Here is a 14,074-nt window from a genome sequence, read left to right on the forward strand (position 1 = left end):
AGCCGGTCAGGTTGGTGACGTCGTTCGTGCTGTTGTAGCGGTAAAGGTTGACGTAGGAACCGGAAGCGCTGGGCGACGTGAAATAGAGCGTACCCCCGATGTCCCAGATGCCGGTCAGATGCTTGGCAGCACCCGGATTGTATTCGGTGGTCACCGTGCTGTTGCTGGGGTCATAGGAGATCAGCCAGCGGGAATTGATGTCGTTCGTGCCGGAAGACGCGTTTGAATTGGCGCCGGCACAGAAGATCTTGCCGTCATGCACCGTGAGGTGGAACGGCATGTTCATCAAGGCGCTGTTGGAGGTGCCGACACGGTTGGTGACCTGCGTCGTCGTGTTGGTCGTCGCGTTGTACTTGTAGAGTTCGTGGAAGTTCACGGTGGCGGAGCCGCCGATGGATTCGGCCACGGGCTGCACGGCGCCGAAATACAGTTCCCCGTTCAGCGCCACCATGTTGTTGGAGAAGTCGGAGAGGTTGGCCAGCGCCTGGAACACGTTCTCCACGGCGCTGCCGTTTCAGCGGGCCAGATTATAGTCCTGGGTATAGAAATAGGGTTTGCCGTCATAGATGGTGAACGGACTGGCCATGGACACGGCGGTCAGCGTCGTCAGCGTGGACGTGCCGACATCGAACTGCATCAGCATGAAACCGCCGCTTTCGGACAGCGAGGCGGTGAAATAGATCTTGCCGTCGCCGACGGCGGCGACCTGCATGTAATCGAACCGCTGCGTGCTGGCACTGCCGAAATACTCGATCTGCGTGCCGTCATAGCGGCCGAACCGCAGGCCGAGCGCGATCTCTGGGTCGGCGAACAGCCCGTAGACCTTGTCCTGGTAGACGAAGAAGCCGTCACTGCTGCTGTTGGTGGCCAGGCCGTCGCGGCCATAGGGGCTGGCATCGACGATGACCCGGGCGCCCAGACCATCCGTGGCATTGTGCCCGCCCAGGTTGCCGGCGGAGGAAAGAGCGTCGGTGGCGCTGTCCTTAACCCTTCATTGTTGCCGCTCGTATAGAACCGGTTCGAGGAGGAGGGGATGCTGCCATCGTAGCTGGCGTCGGTGAAATGGATGACGGTGCCGGACCCGATATCGCGCAGAGCGACGAAGGCCCAGCGCTGTTCCCCGCTGGTGTCGTCGGCATTCAGGCCCAGGATGGCGATATCACCGGCCGCCAGGGTGGTGGCCGTCATCAGGCCGTCCCAGCCCTGTGCAACCTCGGGGGCGATGGCGCCGTTGGTCTCCACCGTCCCGACCTGGTTCTCCAGCACCCAGTCGCCGCCCCGTGCCACGGCACCCGTATCGTCGGTCGACGCGGCCACGTCGGCCCCGGTCAGCGTGGACAGCCGCTGCGCGAAGACCTGCCCATCACCCTAGGAGACATCGCAGCCATAGAGCAGGATATCGCCACCCTGCGTGAGGCTGGCGCCGATCGCGGACAGGGCGGCTTCGTTGTGGTCCAGCGTGTCGGTATTGACCCGGCTGGCCCCCAGGAAGATGCCGCCTTCGAAAGCATGGCTCAGCACATGGATGGCGTCATAACCGCTGTGGGTCTGCGCCCACTCGGCCATCTGCGCCAGCCCGTCCCGGCCCCCGTCCAGCACCACCACCTCCACCCCGTCGCGCAAGGTCTGCCAACCGGTAATGGCGGTATCGATGAAGGCGACCTCCTTGCGGGCAGGGTCCACCATGATAGCGGGTGCGGAAGCATCGGAACCTGTCCGTGGCATATCCGCCGCCAGCCGGGCCAACAGGTCGCCGGCCGTTTCATTATCCACGGGCACCCTTGCTTTTCGTGCCGCCGGTGGTCCCCTTGATCATCACTGGTCCTTTCGACTGAGAAGTCCGACCCGCACAATGTAAACGGGTTAACAATAAGTGATAAAATCACTTATGCTTTAGTGATAGCCATTTTGACTTGCGACTGAAAAACAGACGGGGTGCGTGTTCAGTCAAAAGGCGTTTGTTTCTATCTGAAATGTTCCTATATTTTGAAAATACATCTTCGTTTATTTTTCATTTTTAAAATAACGCCGCGCTCTGGGTGTTTTTCATAGAGTTGGTCGCGCGAAGGCAAACGTTCGCCGATCATTTCGAATTTCTAACCATTTGCGTGAAAGTGGCAGCATGCGCCCATGACCGGCAGATATTGTGCCAAGCCGGAAACCGGACTGATCATCTCCGGCGCGCACACGCCTACATTGTTCGTGTCCACCCGCCCATGGGGCTCAAATCCGCTTCGGGTTGATCGGGAACAGCTTTTGGCTGATCACGCCACAACAGGCCGGCGGCCGCGTTCAGCGCGCGATATCGAAACCGACCAGCGGCTTCACAGCCGGTGTCGGATAGGTCTTCTTGCTGTGGCGCAGGCCGGCGCGGACCAGCCCCGCCGCCACCATCACCGTCGTCGGGATCGGGTCGATGACCGGGATGTCATACCCCCGGGCCAGCAGGTGCCCGCCGATCTGTGTGGCACAGCCCAGGAACCCGGTGCAGCCCAGGACGATGGCGTCGGCATGGTGGTGGCGGACGGCGTGCAGGGCCTTCTCGGCCAGCCCCGCCCTTACCTCATCCATCCGCGCGCCCAGTTCCAGCACCGGGATGTCCACCACCTCCACCGAGGCCAGCTTGCCCGCCACGCCATAGGTCTGGGCAAGGTTGCCCAGCATGGGGCGTACGCTTTCCAGCACGGTGACGATGGAGAAACGGTGGCCCAGCATGGCCGCGACATGCATGCTGGTCTCCGCTGGGCCGAAGACGGGGACCTTCACCAGTTCGCGGGCCGGCTTCAGGCCGGGATCGCCCATGCAGTCGATGATGATGGCATCCACGCCCGCGCGCTCGGCCTCCAGCACCCTGGCCAGGGTGCCGGGCACGGACAGCGCCTCGTCGAACTCGCTCTCGATGGACGGGGGACCGGTATCGATCAGGCTGTGGCTGAAGCCCAGGTCCGCACTTTCCAGATGCGCGATTTCCGCCAGGTCGCGCAGGCCCCTGGTGGTTACCGGTGTGATCAGACGGAGATCGAGTTTGCGTGCCATGCGGGCCTCCTGCCATTGCGGCTGTGGATGATCGGGCCGTGGCGGGGCCGGCACAATGGTGGTGGCGGGTAACGGCCCGGCCCTACCCTCGACCGGGCCGCGCCCTACCCATGGGTGGGCATGGCAGGGGCGACGGCAGCTGTCATTGATGATATGTGCGGATATCGGCAGCCGAACCCGTTGAGGCCCATGGACCCGATCCACGACATCCATCTTGCCGCCAAGCTGGCCCCGCCGCGCCAGATGGTGGCGCTGGTGGAACGACCCGAACTGGCGCCGGTCGCGGCCGGGCTGGACGCCCGTGCCCTGACCCTGGTCCGCACGCCGGCCGGATATGGCAAGACGACGCTGCTGACCCAATGGTGGGCCGGCCTGGGCGAGGGCGACAGGCATCGCGCCTGGGTGACGCTGGAGCCGGAGGACCGGCAGCCGCTGGCCTTCCTGTCCGGCATCGTCGCCGCCTTGCGCCGGTCGGGGGTGGAGGTGGCGGAGGTCGTGCAGAATGCCGAACGCACCATGCGCGACCTGCCGGCCAGTTTCGTCCTGCGCATGCTGCTACGGGATATCGAGGCGGCGGCCCGGCCCATCATCCTGATGCTGGACGATTATCATCTGGTGGAATCCAGCGACAATGACGCCCTGATGGGCTTCCTGCTGCGCAACCGGCCGGACCATCTGCATCTGGTCGTCGCCATGCGGTCCCGCCCCGGCTTTCCCGTTTCGGCCCTGCGGCTGGCCGGCGCCCTGGTGGAGGTGACGGAGGCGGCGCTGCGTTTCACGCCGGCCCAGGTCCAGCATTATTTCGCCGGCCGCCTGGGCACCGACGACATCGCCCACCTGGTCGACCGGACGGAAGGCTGGCCGGTGGCGCTGCAGCTGGTCCGCCTGTGGCTGGACCAGCAGGGGGATGTGGCGCAATGGGTGCGGGGATTCACCGGATCGCGTGATGAGATGGCGGCCTATATCGCCGAACAGGTGGTCGCCGGCCTGCCCGACAATCTGCGCGACTTCCTGGCCGCCACCGCCATCCTGGAACGGGTGAACGGGGAACTGGCCGATGCCGTCTGCGGCACGCAGGACGGCTGGTCCCTGCTGGAGGAACTGGCGCGGCGCAATTCCCTGATCTTTCCGCTGGACCGGGAGGGGCAGTGGTTCCGCTATCACCAGCTTCTGCGGGAATTCCTGGCGGGCTGGCTGCGGCGCCATCGCGGCCGGGACCTGGCGCAGCTGCACGCCAACGCCTCGCGCTGGTACGAGGCGCGGGGGCAGCTGGTCGATGCCGTCCGCCATGCGGCCCTGGCGGAGGACATGGACAGGGTGGTGGCCCTGATCGGCGGCAATGATTGCCTGCTGGTGCTGCTGTCGCGGGGCGCGCATGTGGTCGATGCCATCCTGGCCCATGTGCCGGCGCATGTCGCGGCGCGCGAGCCGCGCATCCAGGTGGCCCAGGCCCTGCGCGCGGCCAAGCGCGGCCAGCTGGTGGAGGCGCGCAACCTGTCGGACGCCATACGCGCCCATCACCGGGCCGCCGATCCGGCCCGCCCCGATCCGGTGGAGGCCGACCTGCTGGTCATGGAGGGCCTGCTGGCCGCCTACCAGGACAACCGCCTGCCGCCGGCCCGGCTGGAGGCGCTGGAAATCGTCGGTGCGCGGCTGAACAGTGGCGATTATTACCAGGGGTTCGTGAACAACATCCTGTGCATCATGCATTACCGGCAGGGCGAGGTGGCCTTCGCCGGGGCCACGGCGGCCACGGCCGACCGGTTGTTCGTGAAGGTGAATTCCAGCTACGGCCGCATCTTCATCGCCATCCATCAGGGTTTCTTCTTCATCGAACGGCTGCGACTGGAGGCGGCGGACGAGGCGCTGGACCGGGCGCAGTCCATGGCCCATGCCGATATTCCCGACGACCGCCGCCTGCATGCCATCATCCAGGTTTACCGCGCCGCCCTGTTTCATGAGCGGGGTGAGCGCGAGCCCGCCGACGAACTGATCCTGGAGGGCTTGCGCGGCGTGGAGGAGGGGGAGGGCTGGGTGGAGGTGTTCGTCACCGGCTATCGCACGGCGGCCGGGCTGGCCTTCGCGCGCGCCGGGCTGGACGCCGCCCTGGCCATCCTGGACCGGGGGGAGGATGTGGCCCGCGCCCGCGCCCTGCCGCGCCTGTCGGCCCTGCTGCTGGGCCTGCGCATCGATCTGCTGCGCCGGGCGGGGCGGGTGGCGGAGGCCCGCGCGCTGGCCGATACCACGGGATTTTCTGTGACGGGGACGCATTGCGCCCAGCCGGACCTGATCCAGCGGCTGGAGGCGATCGAGGCCGGGCTGACCCTGGCATCGCTGGCCCTGGCGGAGGGAGCCCCGGATCAGGCCCTGACCCTGCTGGCCCCGCTGGGGGAACCGGCCCGCGCCGGCGGGTTCGAGCGGGGCACGGCCCGCATCCAGCTGCTGCGCGCCCTGGCGCTTGCCGCCCTGGGCCGGTTGGAGGAGACGGTGCCGACCCTGCGCCAGCTGCTGGCTACGACGCGGGAGGAGGGGGCGCGGCAGATCTTCATCGACCAGGGGACGGCCGTCATCGGCCTGCTGCGCCAGCTGGTGGCGCAGGTGGGGGCGGCGGGCCTGGCGCGGGCCAACCTGGACTGGATCGCCGAGTTGCTGGTGGCGCTGGGCGACCGTGACGGGTCGGGTGACGCCAGCCTGCCCGCCCTGCTGCTGACCCCGCGTGAACGCGAGATACTGTCGTCCCTGGCGGCGGGTGGATCGAACAAGGTCATCGCCCGCCGTCTGGACATGACCGACAATGCCGTGAAGTTCCATCTGAAGAACATCTTCCGCAAGCTGGGCGCCAACGACCGCAAGCTGGCGCTGGCCATCGCCGAGCGGCAGGGGTTTCTGGGATAGGGCTTATACCAGTTCCCGATGAGTAGAACTCATCGGGAACTGGTATCGGCGGCGACCGCCGCCGCGCCGCACGTGCGGCGTAGCCAAGCCCACGGATGTGGGCGCCGGCGATTGAGGGACTGAAAAGATTGGCCATCGGTCAATCTTTTCAGCCGATGGTATTACGCCACCCGGACCCGCTACCCATCGCCGCCCGCCACCCTACCCCCGGCCCCCATCGCCGCCGCTGCGCACCCTGGCCATGATCAGGGCCAGCAACCAAGCAGCAAGGGGAGCGCCGCGATGCGCATAGGGGTGGATGTCGGGGGCACCAATACCGACGCCGTGATCATTCACGACGGGCAGGTGATCGCGGCGCTGAAGACGCCGACCACCGACGATGTCGGGACGGGCGTGGTCCTGGCCATCCGCGGCGTCCTGGCCCAGGCCGGCGTGCCGCCGGGGGCCATTGGCCAGGTGACCATCGGCACGACCCACTTCACCAACGCCTTCATCGAGCGGCGCCGGCTGATGGAGGTGGCGGTGCTGCGCCTGACCCTGCCGTCCAACACCTCCGTCCGACCGATGATCGACTGGCCGTCGGACCTGACCTCGGTGATCGGCGACCATGTCTACTGGGCCCATGGCGGGTACGAGTTCGACGGGCGGGAGATCGCCCCGTTCGATGCGACCGAGATCGAGGATGCCGCCCGCGACATCGCCCGCAAGGGCCTGCGCCATGTCGCCATTTCCTGCGCCTTCTCCCCCATCAACGACGCGATGGAACAGCGGGCGGCCGCCATCCTGCGCGACAGGATCCCCGGCCTGCATGTCACGCTGTCCAGCGAGGTGGGCCGCATGGGCATCATCGAGCGGGAGAACGCCGCCATCATGAACGCCGCCCTGTCCGCCATGTCGGGCACGGTGGTGGGCGCCTTCCGGTCGGCCTTGCAGAAACTGTCGATCACCGCGCCCTTCTATATCAGCCAGAATGACGGGACCATCATGGGGGCCGCCCATGTCGAGCGGTTCCCCGTGCTGACCTTCGCGTCGGGCCTGACCAACTCCATGCGCGGGGCCGCCTGGCTGTCCGGCCTGCAGGATGCCATCGTCGTTGATATCGGCGGCACCACCACCGATGTCGGGGTGCTGGCGCATGGCTATCCGCGGGAAACCGCCATGGCCATCGATGTGGGCGGGGTGCGCACCAATTTCCGCATGCCCGATCTCCATTCCATCGGTCTGGGCGGCGGCAGTCTGGTGGTGCGCCAGCCCGACGGCACGGTCGCCGTCGGCCCGCGCAGCGTCGGCTACGACCTGATCACCAAGGGGCTGGTGTTCGGCGGCGACGTGCTGACCGCCACCGACATCGCGGTGGCGGCGGGCAGGGGCGGCATCGGCGATGGGGCCGCCGTGGCGGGGCTGGACCGGGCGCTGGTGGGCGCGGCGGTGGATACGATCCATGCCATGGTGGAGGCCGCCATCGACCGCATGAAGACCAGCGTCACGGCCGTGCCCGTCATCCTGGTCGGTGGGGGCGGGGTCCTGGTCTCCCGCCCGCTGGCCGGCGTGTCGGAACTGCATGTGCCCCGTCATGCCGACGTGGCCAATGCCATCGGCGCGGCCATGGCCCAGGTGGGGGGCGAGGCCGACCGCATCCATTTCTACGACCGGGTGGGCCGGGAGGCGGCCCTGGACGGCGCCAAGGCCGAAGCGGTGGCCGCCGCCGTCACCGCCGGTGCCGATCCGGCCAGCGTCCGGGTGATGGAGGTGGAGGAGACGCCCGTCGCCTACATGCCCGGCAACGCCATGCGGGTGCGGGCCAAGGCCGTGGGCGACCTCGCCGCCACCGCCCCGACCGCCGCCTGACGACGGTGCCCAGCACCTGAGGGAACAAAGGATAATCCTGAAATGCAGATCACGATCAATGACTTGGTCGATTTCACCCGCGGGGCCGCCTTCCTGGGCACCGGTGGTGGGGGCGATCCCTATGTCGGCCGCCTGCTGCTGAAGCAGGAGATGGAGAATGGCCGGACCATCACCATCATGCGCCCGCAGGATGTGGCCGACGACGCGCTGGTCGTTCCCATCGCGGCCATCGGCGCACCGTCGGTGATGCTGGAACGCGCGCCGAAGATCGAGGCGCTGGAAAAGGCGCTGTCGGTGCTGGAGAAGAAGCTAGGTCGCAAGGCGGATGCGCTGAGCTGCATCGAAAGCGGTGGCATCAACGCCACCCTGCCGCTGATCCTGGCGGCGCGGACGGGCCTGCCCGTCGTCGATGCCGACGGCATGGGTCGCGCCTTTCCCGAATTGCAGATGGTGACCTTCAACATCTATGGCCTGAAGGCGTCGCCCTTCGTCATGACCAACGACCGCTGCGAAAGCGTGACGTTCGAGGTGGAAAGCAACCATTTCGCCGAACAGCTGGCCCGGTCGACGGTCATGGCCATGGCGGGTGCCGCCCATCTGGCGATCTACCCCATGTCGGGCCGGCAGCTGAAGGATGCGGGCGTGCCCGGCACCTTGTCGCTGGCGCTGGATATCGGTCGGGCCATCGTCGAGGCGCGGCGCGGCCGGGCCGATCCGGTGCGGGGCCTGCTGGATTTCCTGCGCACCATGCCCGAACCGCGCCACGCCGTCGTGCTGGCCGAGGGCAAGGTGGTGGATATCCGGCGGGAGACGCGCGACGGGTTCAATTTCGGCCGCGTGCTGGTGCAGCCCTTCAGCGATGCGTCCGCCGTGCCGGCGGAGATCGTCTTCCGCAACGAATACCTGACCGTGAAGCGCGGGGAGGCCTTCCTGGCCATGGTGCCGGACCTGGTCTGCGTGCTGGATGCGGAATCCGCCGAGCCGATCACCACCGAGACGCTGAAATACGGGGCGCGGGTGAAGGTGGTGGGGGTCAGCGTGCCACCCGTCATGCGCACCGGTGCCGCCCTGGCCACCTTCGGCCCGCGCGCCTTCGGCATCGACAGCGATTACCTGGCCATCGAGGGGCTGGTGCCTGCCTGACTTACCCGGCGCTACCCGCTTTCGGGTCCCGCGCTACCCGGCCCCCGCTTTGACGGTGGGGCGGATGTTTCGGGAAGATGACCTGGGATGGCGGTCAAGAACAGGATGGCTCCGGTACATCATACGTCAAGATGTGAACTGGCCGGAACCCTTCAGCTGCAAACAAAATGAACGGATGGGGATGCAAATGGGACGGCTTCATAAGCGACAGGATGTGATGCGGCGGATTTTCACCGGCTCCCTGGCCGGACTGTCACTGGCGGTTCCCGCCATGGCGCAGGAAACGCTGGTGCTGGAGGAGATCATCGTCACCGCGCAGAAGCGGGCGGAGAAATTGCAGGAGGTGCCGGTTTCCGTCACGGCCTTCTCCGCCGGGATGGTGGAGGATGCGGGCATCAAGACGGCGGAGGATTTTCTGTCGCTGACGCCCAACATCCGCATGGTTCAGTCCTTCACGGTGGGCAACAGCTTCGTCACCGTGCGCGGCATCTCCCAGATCAACAACAACGACCCGTCGGTGGCCGTCGTCGTCGATGGCGTGCCGCAGGCCAACCAGAAGCAGCTGAGCCAGCAATTCTTCGATATCGAGCGGATCGAGGTGCTGAAGGGTCCGCAGGGCGCGCTCTACGGCCGCAATTCCATCGGTGGCGCCATCAACATCATCACCCGCCAGCCCAAGGACAGGATGGAGGGTTCGGCGGAACTGGGCTATGGCAATGGCGACAGCTGGTCGGCCACCGCCGCCATCGGCGGGCCGGTGGTGAAGGACAAGCTGCTGTTCCGCGCCGCCGCCTCCTACCAGGACAGCGATGGGCTGATCACCAACAGTTTCCTGGACCGCAAGGCCGATTTCTACCAGGACAAGACCGGCCGCCTGCAGGGCACCTGGCTGGCGGCGGAGGACATTTCCGTCGATGCCCGCGCTTCCCTGTCGCGTACGGAAGGCGGGGCCGTGCTCTACAGCCAGTTCGGCACGACGGGCCTGTCGAATGCCACCCATATCAAGCCGACGGAAAACGTGCTGGGTGAAAGCCAGCGCGACATGGATGATCTGTCGCTGAAGGTCGACTGGGATTTCGGTGCCGCCACCCTGACCGCCATCACCGCCTACAGCACGGTGAAGGAGAGCTATCGCGGCGATCTGGATTTCTCGTCGGCCCGGGTGCTGGGCCAGGGCCAGGACCTGGATGTCGACATGCTGAGCCAGGAGGTGCGCCTCACCTCCCCCAACGACCAGCCCTTCCGCTGGATCGGCGGTGCCTATTACCTGCATACCGACCGGGCGCTGCGCACCACCGTGTTCCTGGACAATAACGGCACCATCGCCGGCTTCACGCCGCTGGTGGTGTTCGGGGACGAGACCAACGACAATGACGCCTATGCGGTGTTCGGCCAGGGCGCCTTCGATGTGACGCAGAAGCTGGAACTGTCGGCCGCCCTTCGCTACGACAGCGACCAGCGCCAGCAGACCGACCTGCTGCGCAACAATGCCGTACGCGAGAAGACCTTCCGCAAGTGGCAGCCGAAATTCACCGCCAAGTACCAGTGGACCGACGCGGTGATGAGCTATGCCACCTTCTCCACGGGCTTCCGGTCCGGCGGCTTCAACGCCCCCACGGTCAATCCCGCGATCTTCGCCAAGGAAACCACCACCAATTACGAGGCGGGCTTCAAGGCGACGATGGCCGATGGCCGCGTCGTGCTGAACGGGTCGGCCTTCCGCACGAAATTGCGCAACGCCCAGATCTTCAAGGTCGACCTGACGGCCGGCGCCCAGATCATCGACAATATCCGCCGGGCCACCCTGACCGGCCTGGAGCTGGAGCTGCAGGCACGGCTGGCGCTGGGCTGGGACCTGTTCGGCGGGCTGGGCATCACCGACAGCGAGATCAGGGATTTCGACGGCACCGCCGCTTACCGGGGCAACCAGCTTCCCAGCAATACCAAGGCCACGCTGAATGTCGGCAGCCAGTACAGCTTCGACATCACCGACAGTCTGGGCGGCCTGCTGCGTTTCGATATCGATCATCGCGGCAAGCAATATTACACGGCCGACAATATCGACTTCCGCAAGTCGGTCACGCTCATCGACCTGCGGGCCGGTCTGACCTATGGCGACTGGTCACTCACCGCCTATGTCCGGAACCTGACCGACAAGCAATATTTCGCCGAATATGCCGACGCCAAATGGTCCGGCTCGGCCACGGGACAGGATCTGGGCCAGCTTTCCCGCCCGCGCTCCTATGGCGTGACGGCCAAGGCCAGGTTCTGAACGACCGTTCCCCCGCCCGGAAGGGCGGGGGACGCATCATGTTTGAAAACGGAACCTTTCAACTAGGATTGGCCTGGTCGTGGAGCGCCTTGACCAAGCTACCATCCAGGGCCGACAGGATCGTCCCGTCCTCCGCGATGAACATCACCGGGCCGTGATTGGTGAACAGCAGTTCGGTATATTCGGGGAAGGTCGTGCATTCGTGGATCGTGTCCAGCGGTTCATATCCCCAGGTGCCGGCCAGCGCCACGCCCATGCGGTATTCCATGCGGCCCTTGACCACGAAATATTCCCCGGCCCCGTAATGCTTGTGCCGGCCGAAGGAACTGCCGGGCTGGCAGCGCAGCAGCACGGTCCAGCGCCCGGTTTCCGCACTGGTGAACAGCAGGCGGAAATCGATCCCCTCGGCCAGCGGCACCCAGGGCTTCTCCTCCGCCGGGATCAGGCTTTCATCGGTGGACATGGCGTCCCTCCTTCACGTGATGGGTCAGAAACGTTGGGTGAATTCCACACCCCAGGTGGCCCGCTCGCCGTAATAGAGCGGGATCAGCCCGAAATCGCGCAGGTCGGTGGCGTCGACGATATAGGCCTTGTCGGTGACGTTGCGGCCCCAGAAGGCCAGTTCCCAATCCGCCTCCGGCGCCGACAGCGCGACGCGCAGGTTCAGCAGCCCATGGCCGCCCCGGCTGCTGACCGCCTCGTCCTGGGCATTGTTGTAGTATTTCCTGGCCGTGTAATTGTATTCGGCCCGAAACGCCGCACTGTAGGTATCGTTCAGCGGCACCCGGTATTGCGCGAAGCTGGACAGGGTGAATTTCGGCGCTCCCGGCAGCGTATTGCCGGAGAAGTCGCGCGGGCGGCCCGTGGCCGGGTCGATGGCGCCCGAAGTGTAGTTGCGGTACTGCGCGTCCAGGATGCCCAGGTTCAGGCCCAGATCCAGCCCGTCGGCGGGGATGGCGGTCACTTCCACCTCGATCCCCTTGATGCGGGCGTCGGCGGCATTGTCCAGGCCCAGGGTGGGCACGCCGCTGCCCTGCTGGTTCACCGACAGCACCTGCAGGTCGCTGTAATCGTAAAGGAAGGCGGCGACGTTGGCGCGCAGGCGGCGGTCCAGCAGGGTGGTCTTCAGCCCGACCTCGTAGGCCGTCAGGAATTCCGGGTCGACCTTGGTGCGCTCGGCCACGCTGGTGATGATGCCGATATTGAAATTGCCCGACTTGAAGCCGCGCGTGACGGAGCCATAGGCCATGACATCGCGGGTCACGTCGTAATCGGCGGCCAGCCGCCAGGACGACGCCTTGAACGTATCGCCCATGGCGGCGAAGGGCACCAGGGCGATGGGCGCGCCGTCGGGAATGCCGGCATCGAAGAAGCCGGGGATCAGCATGCCCTGGTGCGTGGCGTCCACCTTGTCCCAGGTATAGCGCGCGCCGCCCGTGAGGCGCAGGTCATCGGCCAGGTTGACGGTCGCCTGCCCGAAGATGGCATAGCTCTTGTTGGCGCGGGTGGCGTCGGTGACCAGGGGCACGGCGCCTTGCGCGAAGGTCAGCTCACCCACCAGGTCGGCTTCGGAATGGGAGGTGAAATCCTCATCGAAATAGAAGGCGCCGACCAGGGCCTGGATGCCGTCGCCGGTGTAGGCGACCTGCATTTCCTGCGACTTCTGCTCCGTGCCGGTCAGAAACCGGATCTGGTCGATGCGCCGGGGTCCGCCATCCACATCGACGCGGTTGTCCACGTCGCCCTTATCGTAGCCGGTGATGGATTTCAGCGACACGCTGTCGGTCAGGCTGAAGGATGCCGTCAGCGAGACCCAGTCATTGTCGGAATGGTTGCGGCTGTCGCCGTTGAAATTCAGGATCTTCACGTCGCCGGGGGCCGGATCGCGATAGCCGAACAGGTCGGCGCCGTTGATCTGCCCGTCGGGCTTGGGCTGCAGGTAATCGCTGCGGTCGCGGCCCGTGCCGGCGGCCAGGCGGATATCGACATCATGATCGCCATCCGGGTGGTAGCGCAGGATGGCGCGCACCGCCCCCTCATCCACATCGATGGCGCGTTCGCCGGTATGAATGTTGACCCGTTCGCCGTCGCGCCGGCGCAGGGTGCCGGACACCCGCGCCGACAGTCCGTCGGCCAGCGGCATGGAGGCGGCGGCTTCGGCCTCCAGCAGATTGAACCGGCCGTAGCCCAGTCGGAAATAACCCTCCTGCGCCCCATCCGGCAGCTTGGAGATATAGACGATGGCCCCGCCCGTCGTGTTCTTGCCGAACAGGGTCCCCTGCGGCCCGCGCAGCACCTCCACCCGGTCCAGATCGAACAGGGAGAAGATCTGGCTGCCCGTGGAGGCCACGGCCACATCGTCGCGATAGATGCTGACGGGACCGACGGAGGAGGAGTTGAAATCGTTGTTGCCCACGCCGCGGATGAAGATGTTGGGCACGCCGCCGAAGGTCTTGATCTCCAGGTTGGGCACCACGTCACCGATGGCCAGACTGTTGGACAGGCCCGCCTCCTGCAACTGTTCCCCGCCCATGGCGGTGACGGAGACCGGCACCTCCTGCAGGTTCTGGGCCCGGCGCTGGGCCATGACCACGATCTCCTCGATGGCTTCCTGTGCCTGTACCGGTGCCGCCAGTGCCGTACCGGCCAGCAGCGACAGGGCCAGCGCCGCCTTCCTGTTCCCCATGTTTCCTCCCTCGTCCCTTCTGTTCGGGCGTTATTCTGCGATGGCTGCAAAATATCCCGGCCGGCGGGGGACGGCTTGGCGCTGAGCGTCAGAACTCATGCGCCAGAGCGCGGCGTTCGGGCCGATTTGCGCGGCAGCGACAGTTCTCTTGTTCGCCAGCGCATCGCCCTGTATGCGCATCCTCGTCAGAAGGG

The 14,074-nt window shown here is 66.1% G+C and carries 9 protein-coding genes and 1 pseudogene; 4 read left to right on the forward strand and 6 right to left on the reverse strand.

From position 1 onward, the window contains the following. The 4 genes and pseudogenes from ACM9HJ_RS14780 to ACM9HJ_RS14795 form a co-directional block, all read right to left on the reverse strand. The coding region (locus ACM9HJ_RS14780) for a hypothetical protein (RefSeq protein WP_416572509.1) at window positions 1-502 on the reverse strand (502 nt) is incomplete at its 3' end. 12 nt (window positions 503-514) lie between these two features. After that, a complete protein-coding gene (locus tag ACM9HJ_RS14785; protein ID WP_416572510.1) occupies window positions 515-712 on the reverse strand; it encodes a hypothetical protein in 198 nt (65 codons plus the stop codon). Continuing rightward, window positions 637-1,725: pseudogene (locus tag ACM9HJ_RS14790) on the reverse strand (DUF4347 domain-containing protein). Before ACM9HJ_RS14790 ends, ACM9HJ_RS14785 begins: the two are co-directional and overlap by 76 nt. Window positions 1,726-2,292: 567 nt before the next feature. Then, window positions 2,293-3,036 (reverse strand): aspartate/glutamate racemase family protein, encoded by a 744-nt coding sequence (locus ACM9HJ_RS14795; protein ID WP_416572511.1) that lies wholly within the window; start codon window positions 3,034-3,036, stop codon window positions 2,293-2,295. A 189-nt stretch (window positions 3,037-3,225) separates the two neighbouring features. Here ACM9HJ_RS14795 and ACM9HJ_RS14800 point away from each other — a divergent pair, with 189 nt between their 5' ends. From ACM9HJ_RS14800 to ACM9HJ_RS14815, 4 genes are all read left to right on the forward strand, one after another. Further along, a complete protein-coding gene (locus ACM9HJ_RS14800) occupies window positions 3,226-5,931 on the forward strand; it encodes a LuxR C-terminal-related transcriptional regulator (RefSeq protein WP_416572512.1) in 2,706 nt (901 codons plus the stop codon). A gap of 282 nt (window positions 5,932-6,213) precedes the next feature. Then, on the forward strand, window positions 6,214-7,779 hold the full coding sequence (locus ACM9HJ_RS14805) for a hydantoinase/oxoprolinase N-terminal domain-containing protein (RefSeq protein WP_416572513.1): 1,566 nt from the start codon (window positions 6,214-6,216) through the stop codon (window positions 7,777-7,779). A gap of 42 nt (window positions 7,780-7,821) precedes the next feature. Then, entirely contained in the window at window positions 7,822-8,922 is a 1,101-nt protein-coding gene (locus ACM9HJ_RS14810; protein WP_416572514.1) for a DUF917 domain-containing protein, read from the forward strand. Between the two features lie 187 nt (window positions 8,923-9,109). Further along, window positions 9,110-11,194 carry a TonB-dependent receptor gene (locus ACM9HJ_RS14815; protein WP_416572515.1) on the forward strand — a complete coding sequence of 695 codons (2,085 nt, stop codon included), beginning with the start codon at window positions 9,110-9,112 and terminating at the stop codon, window positions 11,192-11,194. Window positions 11,195-11,252: 58 nt separating this feature from the next. On the opposite strand, the gene ACM9HJ_RS14820 is transcribed toward ACM9HJ_RS14815, so the two are convergent. Beyond that, complete coding sequence (locus ACM9HJ_RS14820) at window positions 11,253-11,657, reverse strand: 2,4'-dihydroxyacetophenone dioxygenase family protein (protein WP_416572516.1); 405 nt, start codon at window positions 11,655-11,657, stop codon at window positions 11,253-11,255. 24 nt (window positions 11,658-11,681) lie between these two features. Beyond that, a complete protein-coding gene (locus tag ACM9HJ_RS14825; protein ID WP_416572517.1) occupies window positions 11,682-13,880 on the reverse strand; it encodes a TonB-dependent receptor in 2,199 nt (732 codons plus the stop codon). Between the last annotated feature and the right edge of the window lie 194 nt (window positions 13,881-14,074).

This window comes from Niveispirillum sp. KHB5.9, from assembly GCF_048066115.1.
In the GTDB taxonomy this organism is placed as follows: domain Bacteria; phylum Pseudomonadota; class Alphaproteobacteria; order Azospirillales; family Azospirillaceae; genus Niveispirillum.

Coding starts and splice junctions, on each gene's coding strand:
- ACM9HJ_RS14800 (WP_416572512.1), top strand. CDS start 3,226: ATGGACCCGATCCACGACATCCATCTTGCCGCCAAGCTGGCCCCGCCG.
- ACM9HJ_RS14785 (WP_416572510.1), bottom strand. CDS start 712: ATGCAGGTCGCCGCCGTCGGCGACGGCAAGATCTATTTCACCGCCTCG.
- ACM9HJ_RS14825 (WP_416572517.1), bottom strand. CDS start 13,880: ATGGGGAACAGGAAGGCGGCGCTGGCCCTGTCGCTGCTGGCCGGTACG.
- ACM9HJ_RS14795 (WP_416572511.1), bottom strand. CDS start 3,036: ATGGCACGCAAACTCGATCTCCGTCTGATCACACCGGTAACCACCAGG.
- ACM9HJ_RS14815 (WP_416572515.1), top strand. CDS start 9,110: ATGGGACGGCTTCATAAGCGACAGGATGTGATGCGGCGGATTTTCACC.
- ACM9HJ_RS14805 (WP_416572513.1), top strand. CDS start 6,214: ATGCGCATAGGGGTGGATGTCGGGGGCACCAATACCGACGCCGTGATC.
- ACM9HJ_RS14820 (WP_416572516.1), bottom strand. CDS start 11,657: ATGTCCACCGATGAAAGCCTGATCCCGGCGGAGGAGAAGCCCTGGGTG.
- ACM9HJ_RS14810 (WP_416572514.1), top strand. CDS start 7,822: ATGCAGATCACGATCAATGACTTGGTCGATTTCACCCGCGGGGCCGCC.